The 13,929-nt window shown below is 65.4% G+C and carries 15 protein-coding genes; 1 reads left to right on the top strand and 14 read right to left on the bottom strand.

The window, feature by feature from the left end; all coding sequences use genetic code 11:
• From AC1RWL_RS11650 to hemN, 8 genes are all read right to left on the bottom strand, one after another.
• Positions 1-627: a PAS domain-containing protein gene (locus AC1RWL_RS11650; protein ID WP_256115508.1), complete on the bottom strand. Its 627-nt coding sequence runs from the start codon at positions 625-627 to the stop codon at positions 1-3.
• 323 nt (positions 628-950) lie between these two features.
• Complete coding sequence (locus tag AC1RWL_RS11645) at positions 951-1,880, bottom strand: lipid A biosynthesis lauroyl acyltransferase (protein WP_493094950.1); 930 nt, start codon at positions 1,878-1,880, stop codon at positions 951-953.
• Positions 1,881-1,891: 11 nt separating this feature from the next.
• Positions 1,892-2,920 carry a zinc-binding dehydrogenase gene (locus AC1RWL_RS11640; RefSeq protein WP_493094683.1) on the bottom strand — a complete coding sequence of 343 codons (1,029 nt, stop codon included), beginning with the start codon at positions 2,918-2,920 and terminating at the stop codon, positions 1,892-1,894.
• A 13-nt stretch (positions 2,921-2,933) separates the two neighbouring features.
• A complete protein-coding gene (locus AC1RWL_RS11635; protein WP_493094684.1) occupies positions 2,934-4,220 on the bottom strand; it encodes a beta-ketoacyl-ACP synthase in 1,287 nt (428 codons plus the stop codon).
• Positions 4,221-4,230: 10 nt separating this feature from the next.
• Positions 4,231-5,433, bottom strand: coding sequence for a beta-ketoacyl-ACP synthase (locus tag AC1RWL_RS11630; protein ID WP_493094685.1), 1,203 nt, complete (start codon positions 5,431-5,433; stop codon positions 4,231-4,233).
• On the bottom strand, positions 5,430-5,912 hold the full coding sequence (locus AC1RWL_RS11625; protein ID WP_493094686.1) for a 3-hydroxyacyl-ACP dehydratase FabZ family protein: 483 nt from the start codon (positions 5,910-5,912) through the stop codon (positions 5,430-5,432). Before AC1RWL_RS11625 ends, AC1RWL_RS11630 begins: the two co-directional genes overlap by 4 nt.
• A 115-nt stretch (positions 5,913-6,027) precedes the next feature.
• Positions 6,028-6,312: an acyl carrier protein gene (locus AC1RWL_RS11620; RefSeq protein WP_256115503.1), complete on the bottom strand. Its 285-nt coding sequence runs from the start codon at positions 6,310-6,312 to the stop codon at positions 6,028-6,030.
• 124 nt (positions 6,313-6,436) lie between these two features.
• Positions 6,437-7,777 carry an oxygen-independent coproporphyrinogen III oxidase gene (hemN, locus tag AC1RWL_RS11615; RefSeq protein ID WP_493094687.1) on the bottom strand — a complete coding sequence of 447 codons (1,341 nt, stop codon included), beginning with the start codon at positions 7,775-7,777 and terminating at the stop codon, positions 6,437-6,439.
• A gap of 200 nt (positions 7,778-7,977) precedes the next feature.
• Here hemN and AC1RWL_RS11610 point away from each other — a divergent pair, with 200 nt between their 5' ends.
• Positions 7,978-8,703, top strand: a complete 726-nt coding sequence (locus AC1RWL_RS11610; protein ID WP_256115501.1) for a Crp/Fnr family transcriptional regulator — start codon at positions 7,978-7,980, stop codon at positions 8,701-8,703.
• A gap of 14 nt (positions 8,704-8,717) precedes the next feature.
• Here AC1RWL_RS11610 and AC1RWL_RS11605 read toward each other — a convergent pair whose 3' ends face one another.
• The 6 genes from AC1RWL_RS11605 to AC1RWL_RS11580 all read right to left on the bottom strand — a co-directional run bounded on the left by AC1RWL_RS11605 (position 8,718) and on the right by AC1RWL_RS11580 (position 13,908).
• The gene (locus AC1RWL_RS11605; protein WP_256115500.1) at positions 8,718-9,146 is read right to left on the bottom strand and encodes a L,D-transpeptidase; all 429 of its coding nucleotides are present in this window, start codon (positions 9,144-9,146) and stop codon (positions 8,718-8,720) included.
• A gap of 152 nt (positions 9,147-9,298) precedes the next feature.
• Complete coding sequence (gene cbiB / locus AC1RWL_RS11600; RefSeq protein ID WP_493094688.1) at positions 9,299-10,279, bottom strand: adenosylcobinamide-phosphate synthase CbiB; 981 nt, start codon at positions 10,277-10,279, stop codon at positions 9,299-9,301.
• Entirely contained in the window at positions 10,276-11,289 is a 1,014-nt protein-coding gene (cobD, locus tag AC1RWL_RS11595; protein WP_493094689.1) for a threonine-phosphate decarboxylase CobD, read from the bottom strand. Before cobD ends, cbiB begins: the two co-directional genes overlap by 4 nt.
• Positions 11,286-12,593: a cobyrinic acid a,c-diamide synthase CobB gene (locus AC1RWL_RS11590; protein WP_493094690.1), complete on the bottom strand. Its 1,308-nt coding sequence runs from the start codon at positions 12,591-12,593 to the stop codon at positions 11,286-11,288. Before AC1RWL_RS11590 ends, cobD begins: the two co-directional genes overlap by 4 nt.
• Positions 12,590-13,432 (bottom strand): uroporphyrinogen-III C-methyltransferase, encoded by an 843-nt coding sequence (cobA, locus tag AC1RWL_RS11585; protein ID WP_493094691.1) that lies wholly within the window; start codon positions 13,430-13,432, stop codon positions 12,590-12,592. Before cobA ends, AC1RWL_RS11590 begins: the two co-directional genes overlap by 4 nt.
• Positions 13,432-13,908, bottom strand: a complete 477-nt coding sequence (locus AC1RWL_RS11580; protein ID WP_493094692.1) for a cobalamin biosynthesis protein — start codon at positions 13,906-13,908, stop codon at positions 13,432-13,434. Before AC1RWL_RS11580 ends, cobA begins: the two co-directional genes overlap by 1 nt.
• Positions 13,909-13,929 lie beyond the last annotated feature (21 nt).

The following is a 13,929-nucleotide window of genomic DNA, read 5'->3' as shown; positions in this document are numbered from 1 at the left end:
TCAGGCCGCGATCGGCCCGCGCGTCTCCAGCGTTTCCTGGAGCACGAGGATGGCGCCGAGCACGTTTCCGGCGGCCGACATGCAGGGTGTCATGCGGCAGCGCGTGATGGAATTGCCCCGCCGTGGCGAGATATAGTCGTACTCCACCACCTCGCCCGAAAAACAACGGTCCAGATGCCGCTTCACGCGGCCGTCGAAGCGCTGCATGCCGATGAACTCCACGATGTGGCGTCCCACGAGGTCGATGGGTTTCTCGCTGAAGCGCTGGGCGTTCAGCGGATTGGAATAGAGATAGCGGTAATCCGTCGTGATGACCGCCACGCGATCCGGCAGGCTGTCGAGGATCGCCTCGTTCAACAAGCCATCCTCCACCACCCGCGGCGCGGCGACAGGCCGCGCGACATCCTGCATGTCCACGCGGAAGGGCCTGGCGGCCTCGTCGGTGCCGAAATAACGATCCAGCAGGAGCTTGAAATTATGCGCCTGCCGGAGCACGCAGGCCCTGTCTTCGGATTCCTCGCGCAGGAGGTCCACCACGAACTGGAACTGGGAGCGGAGTTCGGAGACGTCGCTCGCCTCCCGCTGCAACACGGCCACCAGGGCCGGCTCGATTTCCTTGTCCAGCATGGAAACCAGTCGTTCGTTTCCGATCTTGACTGCATGCTGAAGTTGCGAATACTTAAACCAGAACAACTCTACAAGAGCTTTCAATTGTTGCTCCCTGAATTGCTGAAATCTACAGCAATTGCATCATTACACTACTTAAATTGTCCGGAAACAGGATATAGCTTTGATCTTTCCTCCCGCAAATATGCTGTCCAAAGCGCTTCTATTAGCAAAATGGTAACAGCGTACGGAAGGATGTCAAACCCTTAATTAGCCTAAAGTCGTATAATTCGGAATAATGAATACGTTCAGATTTAGAATAGAAAGAAAGAAATCGTAAGCACTCAAGTAATAAGGCTGCGCTTGATATTCCAGCGGTCGTGATACCACAGCCACTGGCCGGGATACTCCCGCACCCACTGCTCCACCTTGTCGTTCAGCATCTGCGCGGTCGCATCGACATCGACGGCGCCGTTCTCCTTGCGGGGCACCGCCATTGCCGGTTCCAGCTCCAGGCGGTAGCGGTTGCCGGGCAGGCGGATGCAGCGGGCGGGATAGACCTCGCAGTCGAACTGGCGGACGAGCTTTGCAAGGAGCGGGTTGGTCTGCACGTCGCGGCCGAAGAATTTGGTGTGCAGCCCCTTGTTGAACTTCTGGTCGACCAGCACGCCGACCGGGCCGCCGGAATCCAGCTTGCGGGCGAGCGTGAAGGACGAACCGGCATGGGACGGCACCAGGTGGCCCATGCGCTCGCGGCGGAATTCGAACACCTTTTCCGCGACATAGGGGTTGTTCGGCGGCCGGAAGAGCACCGTCACGTCGAGCCCGAAGGCAGCGCCCGCCACCGGCAGCAGCTCAAAATTGCCGGTATGCGCGGTGAAGACGATGAAGGGCCGCGGATTATCGCGCAGGTCCACGAACAGCGGAATGCCGGAAACCTCGATGCGGCCGGGCGTCGGGCGCGCGGGGTCGAAATCGAAAAGCCGGTCGAGGAAGACATATTCGGCGGCAAGCCGGCCCATATTGCCCCAGGCATCGAGCGCGATCGCCTCGATCTCCGCCTCCGGCTTTTCCGGAAAGGCGTTGCGCAGGTTGGTGAGCGTCAACTTGTGGCGGCTGGTCTTCGGGCCGATCCAGCGCGCGAAACGGTCGGCGAAGTTGATGGCGCCATCCGCCGGCAGCAGCTTCAGGAGGTTGAGCAGGCCGAAGGCGAACTGCGCCACCAGCCATTGCTTGGTGTTCCTTGCCGCGAGAACCAGGCGTGTGACGACCATCCGCACCGGCGTCAGTCCAGCCTCAGGACGATCTTGCCGAAGATCTGGCGCGATTCCATGCGTTCCAAAGCGGTCGCAATGCCGTCGAAGGTGATTTCGGTGTCGATGACCGGGTGCACGAGGCCGCGCGCCATCTTCTGCATGGCGTTCGCCATGTTCTCCATGCGGCAGCCGAAGGAGCCGAGCAGCTTCAACTGCTGCTGGAAGAGCATCATCAGGTTCATGTCGGTCGAGATGCCCGAGGTGGAGCCGCAGGTGACGAGACGCCCGCCGCGCTTCATGCAGAGCATCGAGCCCGCCCAGGTGTCCTTGCCGACATGTTCGAAGACGACGTCGACACCCTTCTTCTTGGTGAGCTTGCGCACCACGCCTTCAAAACGGTCTTCGCGGTAGTTGATGACGTGGTCGGCGCCGAGCGCCTTCGCCCGTTCGATCTTGTCGTTCGAGCCGACGGTGGTGATGACGGTGCAGCCGATCTTCTTGGCGAGCTGGATGGCGGCCGAGCCGATGCCGGAGCCGCCGGCATGCACGAGGATCGTCTCACCCGGTTCGAGCTTGGCATTGTCGAACAGCATGTGCTCGACCGTGCCGAAGGTGACGGGCGCAAGCGCGGCCGCGACCGCATCCACGCCGGGAGGAGCCGGCACGAGCAGGCGGGCGGGAAGGTTCACCTTTTCCTGCGCGAAACCGTCGAGGTGGAAGCCATGCACGCCGCCGACATGTTCGCAGAGATTGTCGCGGCCTTCGCGGCAGGATTTGCAAAGCCCGCAGGTCCGCGCGCCGTAAATCGAGACGAGCTGGCCGGGCAGCACGCTGGAGACGCCGGGGCCGAGCGTCTCGACGACGCCGGCGGCTTCCGCGCCGATGACGAGCGGCATCTTGCGCTTGGCAAACGCCATGCCGCGCCAGCCCCAGACGTCGATATGGTTGAGCGCTACGGCTTTCACGCGCAACGTGACCTCGCCGGGGCCGGGAGCATCCGGTTCCGGGATATCGGTCAGTTCGAGCTTGCGGTCGTCGAGAAGCTGCAGGGCGCGCATGGCAAAATTCCTATCAGGCCGGTTCGGCCGTCATGACGAGGCTGGCGTTCTGGCCGCCGAAGCCGAAGGAGTTGGAGAGAACCGCGGTGACGCGCGCATCGCGCTTCACGTTCGGCACGACGTCGAGAACGATCGCCGGGTCGGGGTTCGTGTAGTTGATGGTCGGCGGAAGCGTGCCGGTCAGCATGGTCTGGATGGAGAACACCGCCTCGACGGCACCCGCCGCCGTCAGCGTATGGCCGATCATCGACTTGTTGGAGGAGACTGGAATGCCCGCCAGCTTTTCGCCGAAGACGGTCGACATGGAGAGATATTCCATCTTGTCGTTTTCCGGCGTCGACGTGCCATGCGCATTGATATAGCCGATGCCGCTCTCGTCGATGCCGGCGTCTTCCAGCGCCGCGCGGATCGTCGCAATCGCCGGGCCGCCATCCGGCGAGGAGCGCGTGCGGTGGAAATGATCCGCCTTCTCGCCGCAGCCCTTGAGGATGCCGAGAACCTTCGCGCCGCGGGCGATGGCGGATTCCAGCGATTCCAGCACGAGCGTCGCAGCGCCCTCGGCGATGACGAAGCCGTCGCGATCTTTGCTGAAGGGTTTTGAGGCCCTGGTCGGCGGGTCGTTTTGCGTCGACAGCGCGGAAAGCAGCGCGAAGCGGATCAGCGCCTCGGCCGTTACCGAGCCATCGGTGCCGACGGTGAGCGCCCGGTCGGTGCGGCCCTGGCGGATGGCTTCGACGCCGAGCTGGATGGCGGTGGCGCCGGAGGCACATGCCGTGGAGAGCGTCACGGGCAGCCCGCGCGTGCCAAAACGATCGGCAAGGCGCTCGGAGATCGCGCCGAAAGCCCAGGCCTCGTGCAGGGCCGGTTCGGGCTTTGCGCGCAGCACGGCGAGGAAACGGTCATAGGCGTCACCCGGACGCTGCGACGGCGGCGCGCGGTCGGCGAGCGCGAAGCGGTCGCTCCAGTCCGGCTCGATCGGCGGCGCGGCCAGGAAGAGCGGGCCGCCGAAGTCGCCGGACAGGCCGGCCTGCGCCAAAGCCTCATCCGTCGTCTCGCGGGCATAGGCGAAGGAACGCTCGACCGGGTTTTCGACGGGAAGGTCGATGAAATCGACGGTGCCCGAAATGCGGGTGTTGAGCCCTTCGACGGGAAAACGCGTGATGCCGTGGATGCCGGACACGCCGCCGGTCAGCGCTGCCCAGTTGTCTTGGAGACCCTGCCCGAGCGAGGTGATGACGCCCATGCCGGTAATGGCGACGATCGGGCGACCGAGATGATCCCTGTAAGCGGCTTTCGTCATGGCCGTAACCTCACTTCTCTGCGACAAGAATTGCGACGCCCTCGCCGCGCGAATGCCCAACCGTCGTGACGACGGCAGCGCGCGCCGGCGCGCTCATCGCCGCCTCGGCCGCCGCATCGAACGGGGCGACCTTGAGACCGGCGCCAAGCGTCAGCGCGGCAAGCGCCAGGCCGAGCGGGAACTGCGCTTCGAGCGCCTGGCCGGTGACGGCGCTGAAGCCGCGCACCGGGCTGCCGGGAAAACGTTGGTCGAGCCAGGCCCGTTCCCGCGCCGTCGGGCCATGCTGGCCGGAAGCGCCGGAGAAGACGACCGTTGCCGTGGGTTCGACTTCCACCTCTTCCGTCAATCCGTCGAGGCGGGCTTCGAGCCGGCCCTCGTCGCGCGCGCCGCGGTCGCCGCCGATCGCGTCAATCGTCGCATAGATGCGCGCGTTGCGGGCCTCGGCATGCGCGCGGGATTCGAGGATCAGGAAGGCCGCCGCCGTGCCGGTGATGATGCCGCCGCCGGCATCCTCGTCGCGCGACCAGAGCGGCGCCCAACCGCCGGTCGCATGCGCACCGATCGCCTCATAGAGCAGGATGACGTCCTGCCGCTCGGCAACCAGTGCACTGCCGACGAGCGTATGCGTCGACTGGCCGGAGCGGATGCGGTGGAAGGCGGTCTCGACCGCGCTGATGCCGGCCGCCTCTTCGCCCATGAAGGTGCGCGACGAGCCGGTGACCTTGTGCACGATGGAAATATTGCCGGCGAGCAGGTTGGAAAGCTGGGCGAGGAACAGCGTCGGACGCAGCTCGGTGGTCAGCTTCTCGTTGAGCAGCCGCTCGCGATCGTTGCGCTTCAGGCCCTCGTCGACGATCAGGGAATCGACCGCGATGTCGCGCTCGCCGCCGCCAGCCGCGACGATCATGTCCATCGTGCCGCAGGCGTCCGCATCATCCTTGAAGCCGGCATCGTCCAGCGCGAGGCCGGCGGTGAAGACGCCGAGGCGCTGCCAGTTCTCCATCTGGCGCTGGTCGCCGCGCTTGGGGATCTGCTGGTTCCAGTCGATCTCCGGCATCGGATGCACCGGATAGGGCGCGAACCGTTCCGTCTCGATCTTCAGGTCCGGCGCCGTCGCGGCACCGAGGATCGCCACATGCGCCTCTGCCCCGACACCCTGACAGGTGACGATGCCGACGCCGGTGATCACCACATCGTTGTTCGCCATGCTCACTTTCCTTCCGCAGACGCCTCGAGCGCCTCGAACAAACCCACCTCGCCCGCGCGCTTGCGCACGATATCGCCGAGCGGCACCTCGGCAAACGGCACGGTGCGCAGCTTCAGCTGCGCGTCGCAGACCTTCTTGCCGGCCGAGGTGATCTTCGCCTTGGTCACGGCATAACCCGACCCGTCATGCTCCAGCACGGCCTCGATGTCGAGCACGGCATCGGGCTCGACGAAGGCGCGCATCTTGGCGCCGTCGACGGTCATCAGAAAGGGCATGGCGGCAAAATCCGTCGCCGCCAGCACCAGGAAGCCGGACGCCTGCGCCATCGTCTCGATGAGAAGCACGCCCGGAACGAGCGGCATGCCGGGGAAATGGCCTTCGAAGACGGGGCTTTGCGCGGGCACGACCGAGCGGGCCGTAAGCCTGCGGCGCGCGCCATCGACGGCTTCCACGCGATCGATCATCTGGAAATATTCGAGCAGCATCGGGATATCACCTACGGCGGGGTCCGGAAATCGAAAGGCCTGCCGAAGTCGGCAGGCCGCGAGCCAAAGGCACCGGGATCGTCCAGTCAATCCCGCCGAGGCGGGCGCCGTAACCTCAAGCCTTGGCGGCGCGAAGCTCGTCGATCTTGGCGCAGAGGTTCTTCAGGACGAAATACTCTTCCGTCGCGACCTTGCCTTCGTTGACTTCCTGCGTCCACTGTTCCAGCGGGATCTTGATGCCGAATTCCTTGTCAATCGCGAAGACGATGTCGAGGAAGTCCAGGCTGTCGATGCCGAGATCGTCGATCGTGTGGCTGTCAGGCGTGATCGTCTCGCGATCGATCTCGCTGGTCTCAGCAATGATGTCGGCAACCTTGTCGAATGTAGCAGTCACGCCCATACCTCATGAATCTATAGTCGCGCGATCCTATAGGGAAAACGGACGCAATTGCCAATGGGGTTTAATGAGGGACCAGCGCAGTCGGCGCTGCTGTGTTGCGCAAACAGCATGGCGCAACCGCCGGTCAGACAGCGATGGAATGCCGCCCGCGGCCGCTGGCGAGATGCGCGTCGAAGACGGCGGCGACCGTGCGGGCAAAGGGTCGGCCCGCTGGCGTCAGCAGGAAGCGCTCCTCCTCGATGCGGCAGAGGCTATCCCTGTCGGTGGCCGCAAAGCCGGTCGCCGCCGCGCGGATCGTGCGGCGAAACGCCGGCGGGACGTCCGCGAAGGAAAAGCCGAAATCACACATGACCCGCTCGATGACGAAGGCGCGGGCGCGATCCTCCGCCGTCAGCGCATAGCCCCGCACCGCCGCGAGACCACCCTCCTCTACCCGGCGCAGATATTCGCCCGTCGCCGGCATGTTCTGGATATAGCCCTGCGGCAGCTGGCCGATGGAGGAGGCGCCAAGCCCGATCAGCGCATCCGCCTGGTCGTCGGTATAGCCCTGGAAATTGCGCCGCAGCGTGCCTTGCCGCGCCGCAAGGGCAAGCCGGTCCGCCGGCAGCGCGAAGTGGTCGATGCCGATCGCCTCGTAGCCCGCCGCCGCCAGCATCTCCGCAGCCATCGTCATCTGATGGAACCGCGCGAGGATGCCCGGCAGGACCGCCTCGTCGATCATCGTCTGGTGCTTCTTCATCCACGGCACATGGGCATAGCCGAAGAGCGCGATACGATCGGGCGCCAGCGAGATGACCGCGCGCACCGTTTCCGCCAGCGTTTCCGTCGTCTGGTACGGCAACCCATAAAGAATGTCGCAATTGACCGAGCGCACGCCCCGCGCCCGCGCCGCCTCCACCACGCCGCGCGTCTGTTCGAAGGTCTGGATGCGGTTGATCGCTTTCTGCACCTTGGGATCGAAATCTTGGATGCCGAGGCTGGCACGCGTCATGCCGATTTCGGCAAGCGCGTCGTGGCGGGCCTCGTCGAGATCGTTCGGGTCCATCTCGACGGAGATTTCCGCATCGCTCGCGAAGGCGAAGTTTTGCGCCAGACAGTACTTGAGCGCGATCATGTCCTCGGGCCGCAGCAGGGTCGGCGAGCCGCCGCCGAAATGCAGCGCGGTGACGGGTGCATCGCGCGAAACTCGGGCGCCGACCGCGGCGATTTCGGCGTGGAGCCCCTTCAGATAGGCCTCGACCGGCTCGTAGCGCAGCGTCTGCTTCGTGTGGCAGGCACAGAACCAGCAGAGCCGGTCGCAATAGGGAATATGCATATAGAGCGACAGGCGATTGTCCCGCCCGAGCAGGCCGAGCCAGTCCGCATAGGCCTCCGTGCCGATACTATCGTTGAAATGCGGCGCGGTCGGATAGCTTGTATAACGCGGCACCGGCGACGAAAGGCGTTTCACGAGTTCGTCCTGCATGGTCATCTCCTTGCTCGCCAAGGCAAATAAACCTGAAATGACCGCCGCCATTTGATTTTGATCAAGTGAAAGCGGGAATGACTGGTCTAGGATTTGACAATAGTCAGGAAGCGCCATTTTGCCGCGAGGCGGCACGCTTTATGTTGCTGTCTGCGTGCGGTAGCACCGCGATATGCGCCGCAAGGCGAAAGGAAACCGATATGGAAATTCGCCGCCAAGATATCCATAATTCCGATATCCCGCTCGTCTGCCGCGCCTGCGAGGCGCGCCATGGCGGCGTGTGCGGCGTGCTGACCGCCGAGCAACTGACCGAGCTCAACAAGCACTCCTCCCGCCACCGGCTGGACAGCGGCGCCGAGGTGATCGGCCAGGGCGAGACGGTGGTGAACTATTCCAACATCATGCGCGGCGTGGTGAAGCTGACGAAGGTAATGGCGGACGGCCGCCAACAGATCGTCGGCCTGCAGTTCGCACCCGATTTCCTCGGCCGCCCGTTCCTCGCCGAAAGCGCGATATCCGCGGAAGCGGCGACCGAAAGCGAGATCTGCAATTTTCCGCGCAACGTGCTCGACCGGCTGGTCAAGAGGACGCCGGAGCTGGAGCACCGGCTGCACCAGCAGGCGCTGAAGGAGCTGGACGAGGCGCGCGACTGGATGCTGACGCTCGGCCGCAAGTCGGCGCAGGAGAAGGTCGCGAGCTTCCTCTACCTCATCGCCACCCATATCGACCCGGAAAGCGTCGACATGTCTTCGTTCGACCTGCCGCTGTCACGCGCCGACATCGCCGATTTCCTCGGGCTGACGATCGAGACCGTCAGCCGCCAGTTCACCAAGCTGCGCAAGGAAAACGTCATCCGCATCGAGAACAACCGCCACGTCACGGTTCCCGACATGGACCGGCTGATGCGCCACGCCGGCAACGATTAAGGCTTCCCCTCGCCTCAGCGCGTGATGACGATGCGCGTGTTCGAAAGCCCGCTGCGGTTCGCCATCTGGTAGAACGTCGCCGCATTGTCCGGCGAGAGCCGCACGCAGCCATGCGAGGCCGGCCGGCCCAGGCGCTTGGTCTCGTAGGTCGCGTGCACCGCATATCCCCCCTTGAAGAAGATCGCGAAGGGCATGGGCGCGTTGTTGTATTTGCGCGAACGGTGGTTGCGCGACGCCCATTTCGCGCTCCAGGCGCCCGTCGGCGTGCCATAGCCCTTGCGGCCGGTGGAGACGCGCCAGCGGTGCTTTACCACGCCGTTCTGAGTAACGGTCATGGTTTGCGAAGAAAGGCTGATCTGTGCGGTAATGTTGGCGGCAAGTGCGGTCTGGGTTTGAAACAGTACAAGAAGGAATGCGACTGCGGTCGCAAATAACTTACGCATGACTTCCCCTCAAAACGATTGGGCATGGCTTGAACGCCATGTCTCACAGCGAGACAGAATATAGACGTTTCAGCCTTCCGCAATATTGACGGGGGTGGCGAAAAGAAAACGAAGTTAGGCTGTAAAATTTTAGTGAAGTGCGGCCCGGCCACTCAAAGCAGAGCGGAAACAAGCGCCGCCAGCAATACAACGCTCGCAAGAGCAGCGCAGGCCGCGGAAAATATCCGCAAGGACAGATCGATATCCGCGATCGTCGCCACCGTGCGGCCGCTCGCATTCATCATCGGCTCGTCGACGCGCGTGCCGCCGTAGATGCGCGGGCCGGCGAGGCCGATGCCGAGCGCCCCGGCCATGGCGGCTTCCGGCCAGCCTGAATTCGGCGAGCGGTGCAGGCCGCTGTCGCGCAGCGCCGTGCCGATTGCCGCCCGCGCCGCCGCCCGGCTTTTGCGCAGCCATGCGCCGGCGGCGATGAAGGCGATCGACAGGCGTGCGGCTGGCCAGTTGGCGAGGTCGTCCAGCCGGGCGGAGGCCCAGCCGAAATCGAGATATTTTGCGTTCTTGTGGCCGATCATCGAATCGGCCGTGTTCAGCATCTTGTAGGCGAAGAGGCCCGGCAGGCCGAACAGCGCATACCAGAGGGCCGGCGCCACGACGCCGTCCGAAAAATTCTCCGCGAGGCTTTCGATGCCCGCCCGGCAGACCGCCGGTTCGTCGAGCGTCGCCGGATCGCGCCCGACGATCATCGACACCGCGTGCCGCCCGCCTTCCAGCCCGCCGCGCTTGAGGCCGCTGGAGACGGCGCGCACATGGTCGTAGAGGCTTTTCTGGGCGAGGAAGATCGCGACGACGACGATCTCAACGATGGCGCCGACGAGCCCGAGGGGGCCGAGAAGCCGATGCACGAGGACGCCGAGGAAGACGCTTGCCGCAAGCAGCACGGCAATCCCGACAGCGCCATTGAAACGCTTGGTATCGGCAGAGAGGCGTTTTCCGTTGAAGAGCTTGTCCATCAGCCCGATCGCGCGGCCGAACAGCACGACGGGATGCGGCACGCGCCGCCAGAGCTTTTCCGGGTCGCCGACAAGACGATCCAGCACGAGGGCGAAGAACAGCAGGAAAAGCGTCTCCGTCATCGACCGGCCATCCCCTCCGCCAGCGCCGCGGCAAGCCGGGCATCCCCTGCGGCATCGGTCGTCAGGCCGAAGCGCAGCCAGCGCGGATTGTAGTCGAACGGCCTGACAAGGATATGGCGGCGGCAGAGCGCTTCGTGGAGGGCTGTGGCGTCTGCATGTTCGACCAGCGAGAAGAGCCCGGTGCCGCCCACGACATCAAGGCCCGCGCCGGTCAGCACCGCGTCGAGCGCGGCCTTGCGCGCCGCAATGGAGCGGCCGATGACGGCGGTGTCGGGCCCCATCAGGCGGGTCGCGATGGTGAGCGCCGGGCCGGACACGGCCCAGGGACCGAGCCCGTCCTCGATACGCTCGACCACCGCCGTCTCGCCGATCACGAAGCCGAGGCGCAGGCCCGCGAGGCCGAAAAACTTGCCGAAAGAACGGAAGACGAGAAGACCGGGCCTGCCATCGCCGGCGAGCGGCGCGATGCAGCTTTCCGGGCACATGTCGCCAAAGGCCTCGTCGACCACCAGCAGACCGCCCTCGCCCGCGACGCGGACATGCAGGTCGAGCAGCGTCTCGCGCGAAAACAGGCGACCGTCCGGATTATTCGGGTTGACGACGATAACGACGCCGTGCGCGCCCGTCACCTCAGCGAGGCTTGCGACACGATCCACCGGCACGCCGGCATTGCCGAGCACGCGGGCATATTCGCCATAGGTCGGAGAAAACACAGCAGCGCGGCGGCCGACGGCGACAAGGCGCGGCAGCAGCTGAATGACGGATTGCGTGCCGGGAACGGGGAGCGGCAGCGCATTGGGCGTGCCGTAGTAGCGGGCGGCGGCGGCGCGGGTTTCGTCCTGCCGGTGGCGATCCGGCAGGCGATGCCAGGCGGCGACATCGACCTCGGGAAGCACGGCGGGAATGGGGTTGATGCCGGTGGAAAGGTCGAGCCAGTCCTCCGGCCGGCCACCGAAGCGTGCCGCCGCCGCGGCAATGCCGCCGCCGTGCACGATACGCGGCGCGGTCATGGCGCCTCCGACGCGAGGTCGATCAGGTGCATATAGGAGCCACTGACGGCGCCACGCCGCAGACCCGCTTCGCCGAGGTCGTCGCCCATCGCATCCGTCACGGCAAACAGGCGCTCCGCCTCCCCTTCATGCACGACAGTCGAATAATGGAATTCATGCGCCGTCATCGGCGCCGCAAACCCACTGCCTGCAAGCGGCGTGACGCGGCGATAGCCGAGATGGCGGCGGCGTTCGGCAAAGCTGGTGACGAGCGGCAACAGGCCGAGCATCTCGTAGCGCGCGCCATCCGCCGCAACCAGAGCCTCCCCCAATGCCATGTACCCCCCGCATTCACCATAGATCCGCGCGCCCCGCCGCGCGGCCGCCTGCATGCCTAGGCGGAAATGGCCGGCATTGGCAAGAGCCGGCCCATGCAGTTCCGGATAGCCGCCGGGCAGATAGACCGCATCCGCATCGGCGGCCGGCGCCTCTTCGGCCAGCGGCGAGAAGAAGGAGAGGCTTGCGCCGGCCCCGCGCCAGCCGATCAGCAGGTGCTCATAGGTGAAGGCGAAAGCGACGTCCTGGGCGATGGCGATGCGCTGGCCGAGCGGCGGCAGGCTTGAGACGGACGGCGCCGGAGCCTGCAAAGTACGGGTCGCCGCCACCGAAACCAGCCGGTCGAGATCGCAGCAGCGCGTTACCACGTCAGCCGCATGCGCGATAAAACTTTCGAGCCTGCCATGCTCGCCGGCCTGCACGAGGCCGAGATGGCGCTCCGGCAGGGCGAGCGCCGGATCGCGCTCCAGCACGCCGAAAATCTCGATGCCGCTCGCCTCCAGCGCGCCGCGCAGCATCGCCTCGTGCCTGATGCTGCCAACCTTGTTGAGGATGACGCCGGCAACGCGGATATCGCGGCGGAAATCCCGGTAGCCCAGCACCATAGCCGCGACGGACTGGGACAGGCGGCTGCAATCCACGACGAGCACGACCGGCAGGCCGAGCGTCGCCGCAAGGTCGGCCGGCGCGCCGGTGCCGTCGGCAGCGCCGTCGAAAAGGCCCATCATCGCCTCGATCAGCAGGAAATCGCCCGCGCCGGCCTGCGTGGCGGCATTGTCCCGGATCAGTTCCGGGCGCATTGCCCAGGGATCGTAGTTGAGGCAGGGCTTGCGGCTGGCGGCGGCGTGGAAGGCCGGGTCGATATAGTCCGGTCCCGCCTTGCCGGAGACGAGGCTGAGGCCGGCATCGGCCAGCGCGCGCGCCAGTCCCAGCGTCACCGTCGTCTTGCCGGAGCCGGACGCGGGCGCGGCGATGAGCAATCCGCTCATGCCTGGTCCTTCATCTCGTGCGAGCGAAACGGATCGGGCGCCAAATTGCGGCCCGCCGTCAGCGCGCCGAGCCAGTCGAGCGAGGGCCGCAGTCGCACGACCTCGCCGACGACGACGATGGCAGGTGGCTCGATGCCGGCAGCGGCGACATCGGCCTCGGCGCGGGCGAGCGTGGTTTCCAGCACCTGCTGCTCGGGGGTCGCGGCATTGCAGACAAAGGCGACCGGCTCGTCCGGCGCGCGTCCTCCGGAAATGAGGTTGGCAGCGATCTGGCCGATATGTTTCATCGCCATGTACATGACGATGACGGGAGAGCCCTTGGCGATGCCTTCCCAGTTGATGCGGTCCGGCACGAGGCCGGAGGAATCATGGCCGGTCAGGAAGGTGACGGCGTGGTTGACCTCCCGGTGGGTGACCGGGATGCCGGCATAGGCAAGCCCGCCGATGCCCGCCGTGATGCCCGGCACGATGCGGAAGGGAATGCCGTGTTCGACCAGCGTCAGCGCCTCCTCGCCACCACGCCCAAAGACGAAGGGATCGCCGCCCTTCAGCCGCAGCACACGGTGGCCGGCGCGGGCAAGCTCGACGAGCCGAAGAGAAATGTCCCGCTGCTTGTGCGAGGGTTTGCCCCCGCGTTTTCCGGCGAATTCCAGCACGGCGCCGGGGCGTGCGAGCGACAGGCACTCGGCATTGACCAGCGCATCATGCACGATGACATCCGCCTGCTGGAGCGCATTGGCGGCATGCAGCGTCAGCAGGCCCGGATCCCCCGGCCCGGCGCCGACGAGCCAGACGCTGCCTTTTTCCATCGACGGGAGGGCGGAAAACAGGGTCTGCATCAGGCGTGGTCCCGGCTTGAATCAAGGGAAGAGGAGACGGAATCACTTCGAGAAGAATCCCCCGCAAAGGATTGGAAAGATTCCGCAATCGCCACGGTCGCATGCGCCGATTTCGTTTTCTCCACGATCAGCCGGCCGCCTGCCCCGGCCTGCGCCAGCGCCGCCGCCTCGGCAACGCCGTGGCAGCCCGTATGGGCGAAGACGATCGTCGATGGATTGGCAAGCCGCGGCGTCTCTGCCTCAAGACGTGCGGCCGGGAAGGTCACGAGCGGCGCAAAAAAATGCCGGGCAACGGCGTGCATGGCCGGCTCATCAGCCCGCACATCCAGCGTCGCAACAAAGGCGACGTCCGAGGGGCGCGCGACGACCGACATGGCAAGATCGATGAGTTCGGCGGGGGGCGTGCCGCGTTCGCAGCCGAGGCCGAGCACGAGCGATCGTCGTCTGGCGTCCCGTGATGTGGCCTCTTGGCGCATTGGCGGTCTCTCGCAAAATTC

The organism is Shinella sp. GW821-FHT10F02 (genome assembly GCF_058809275.1).
Note: the sequence above shows the minus strand (reverse complement) of the source record. Positions and strands in the feature narration are given on the sequence as shown.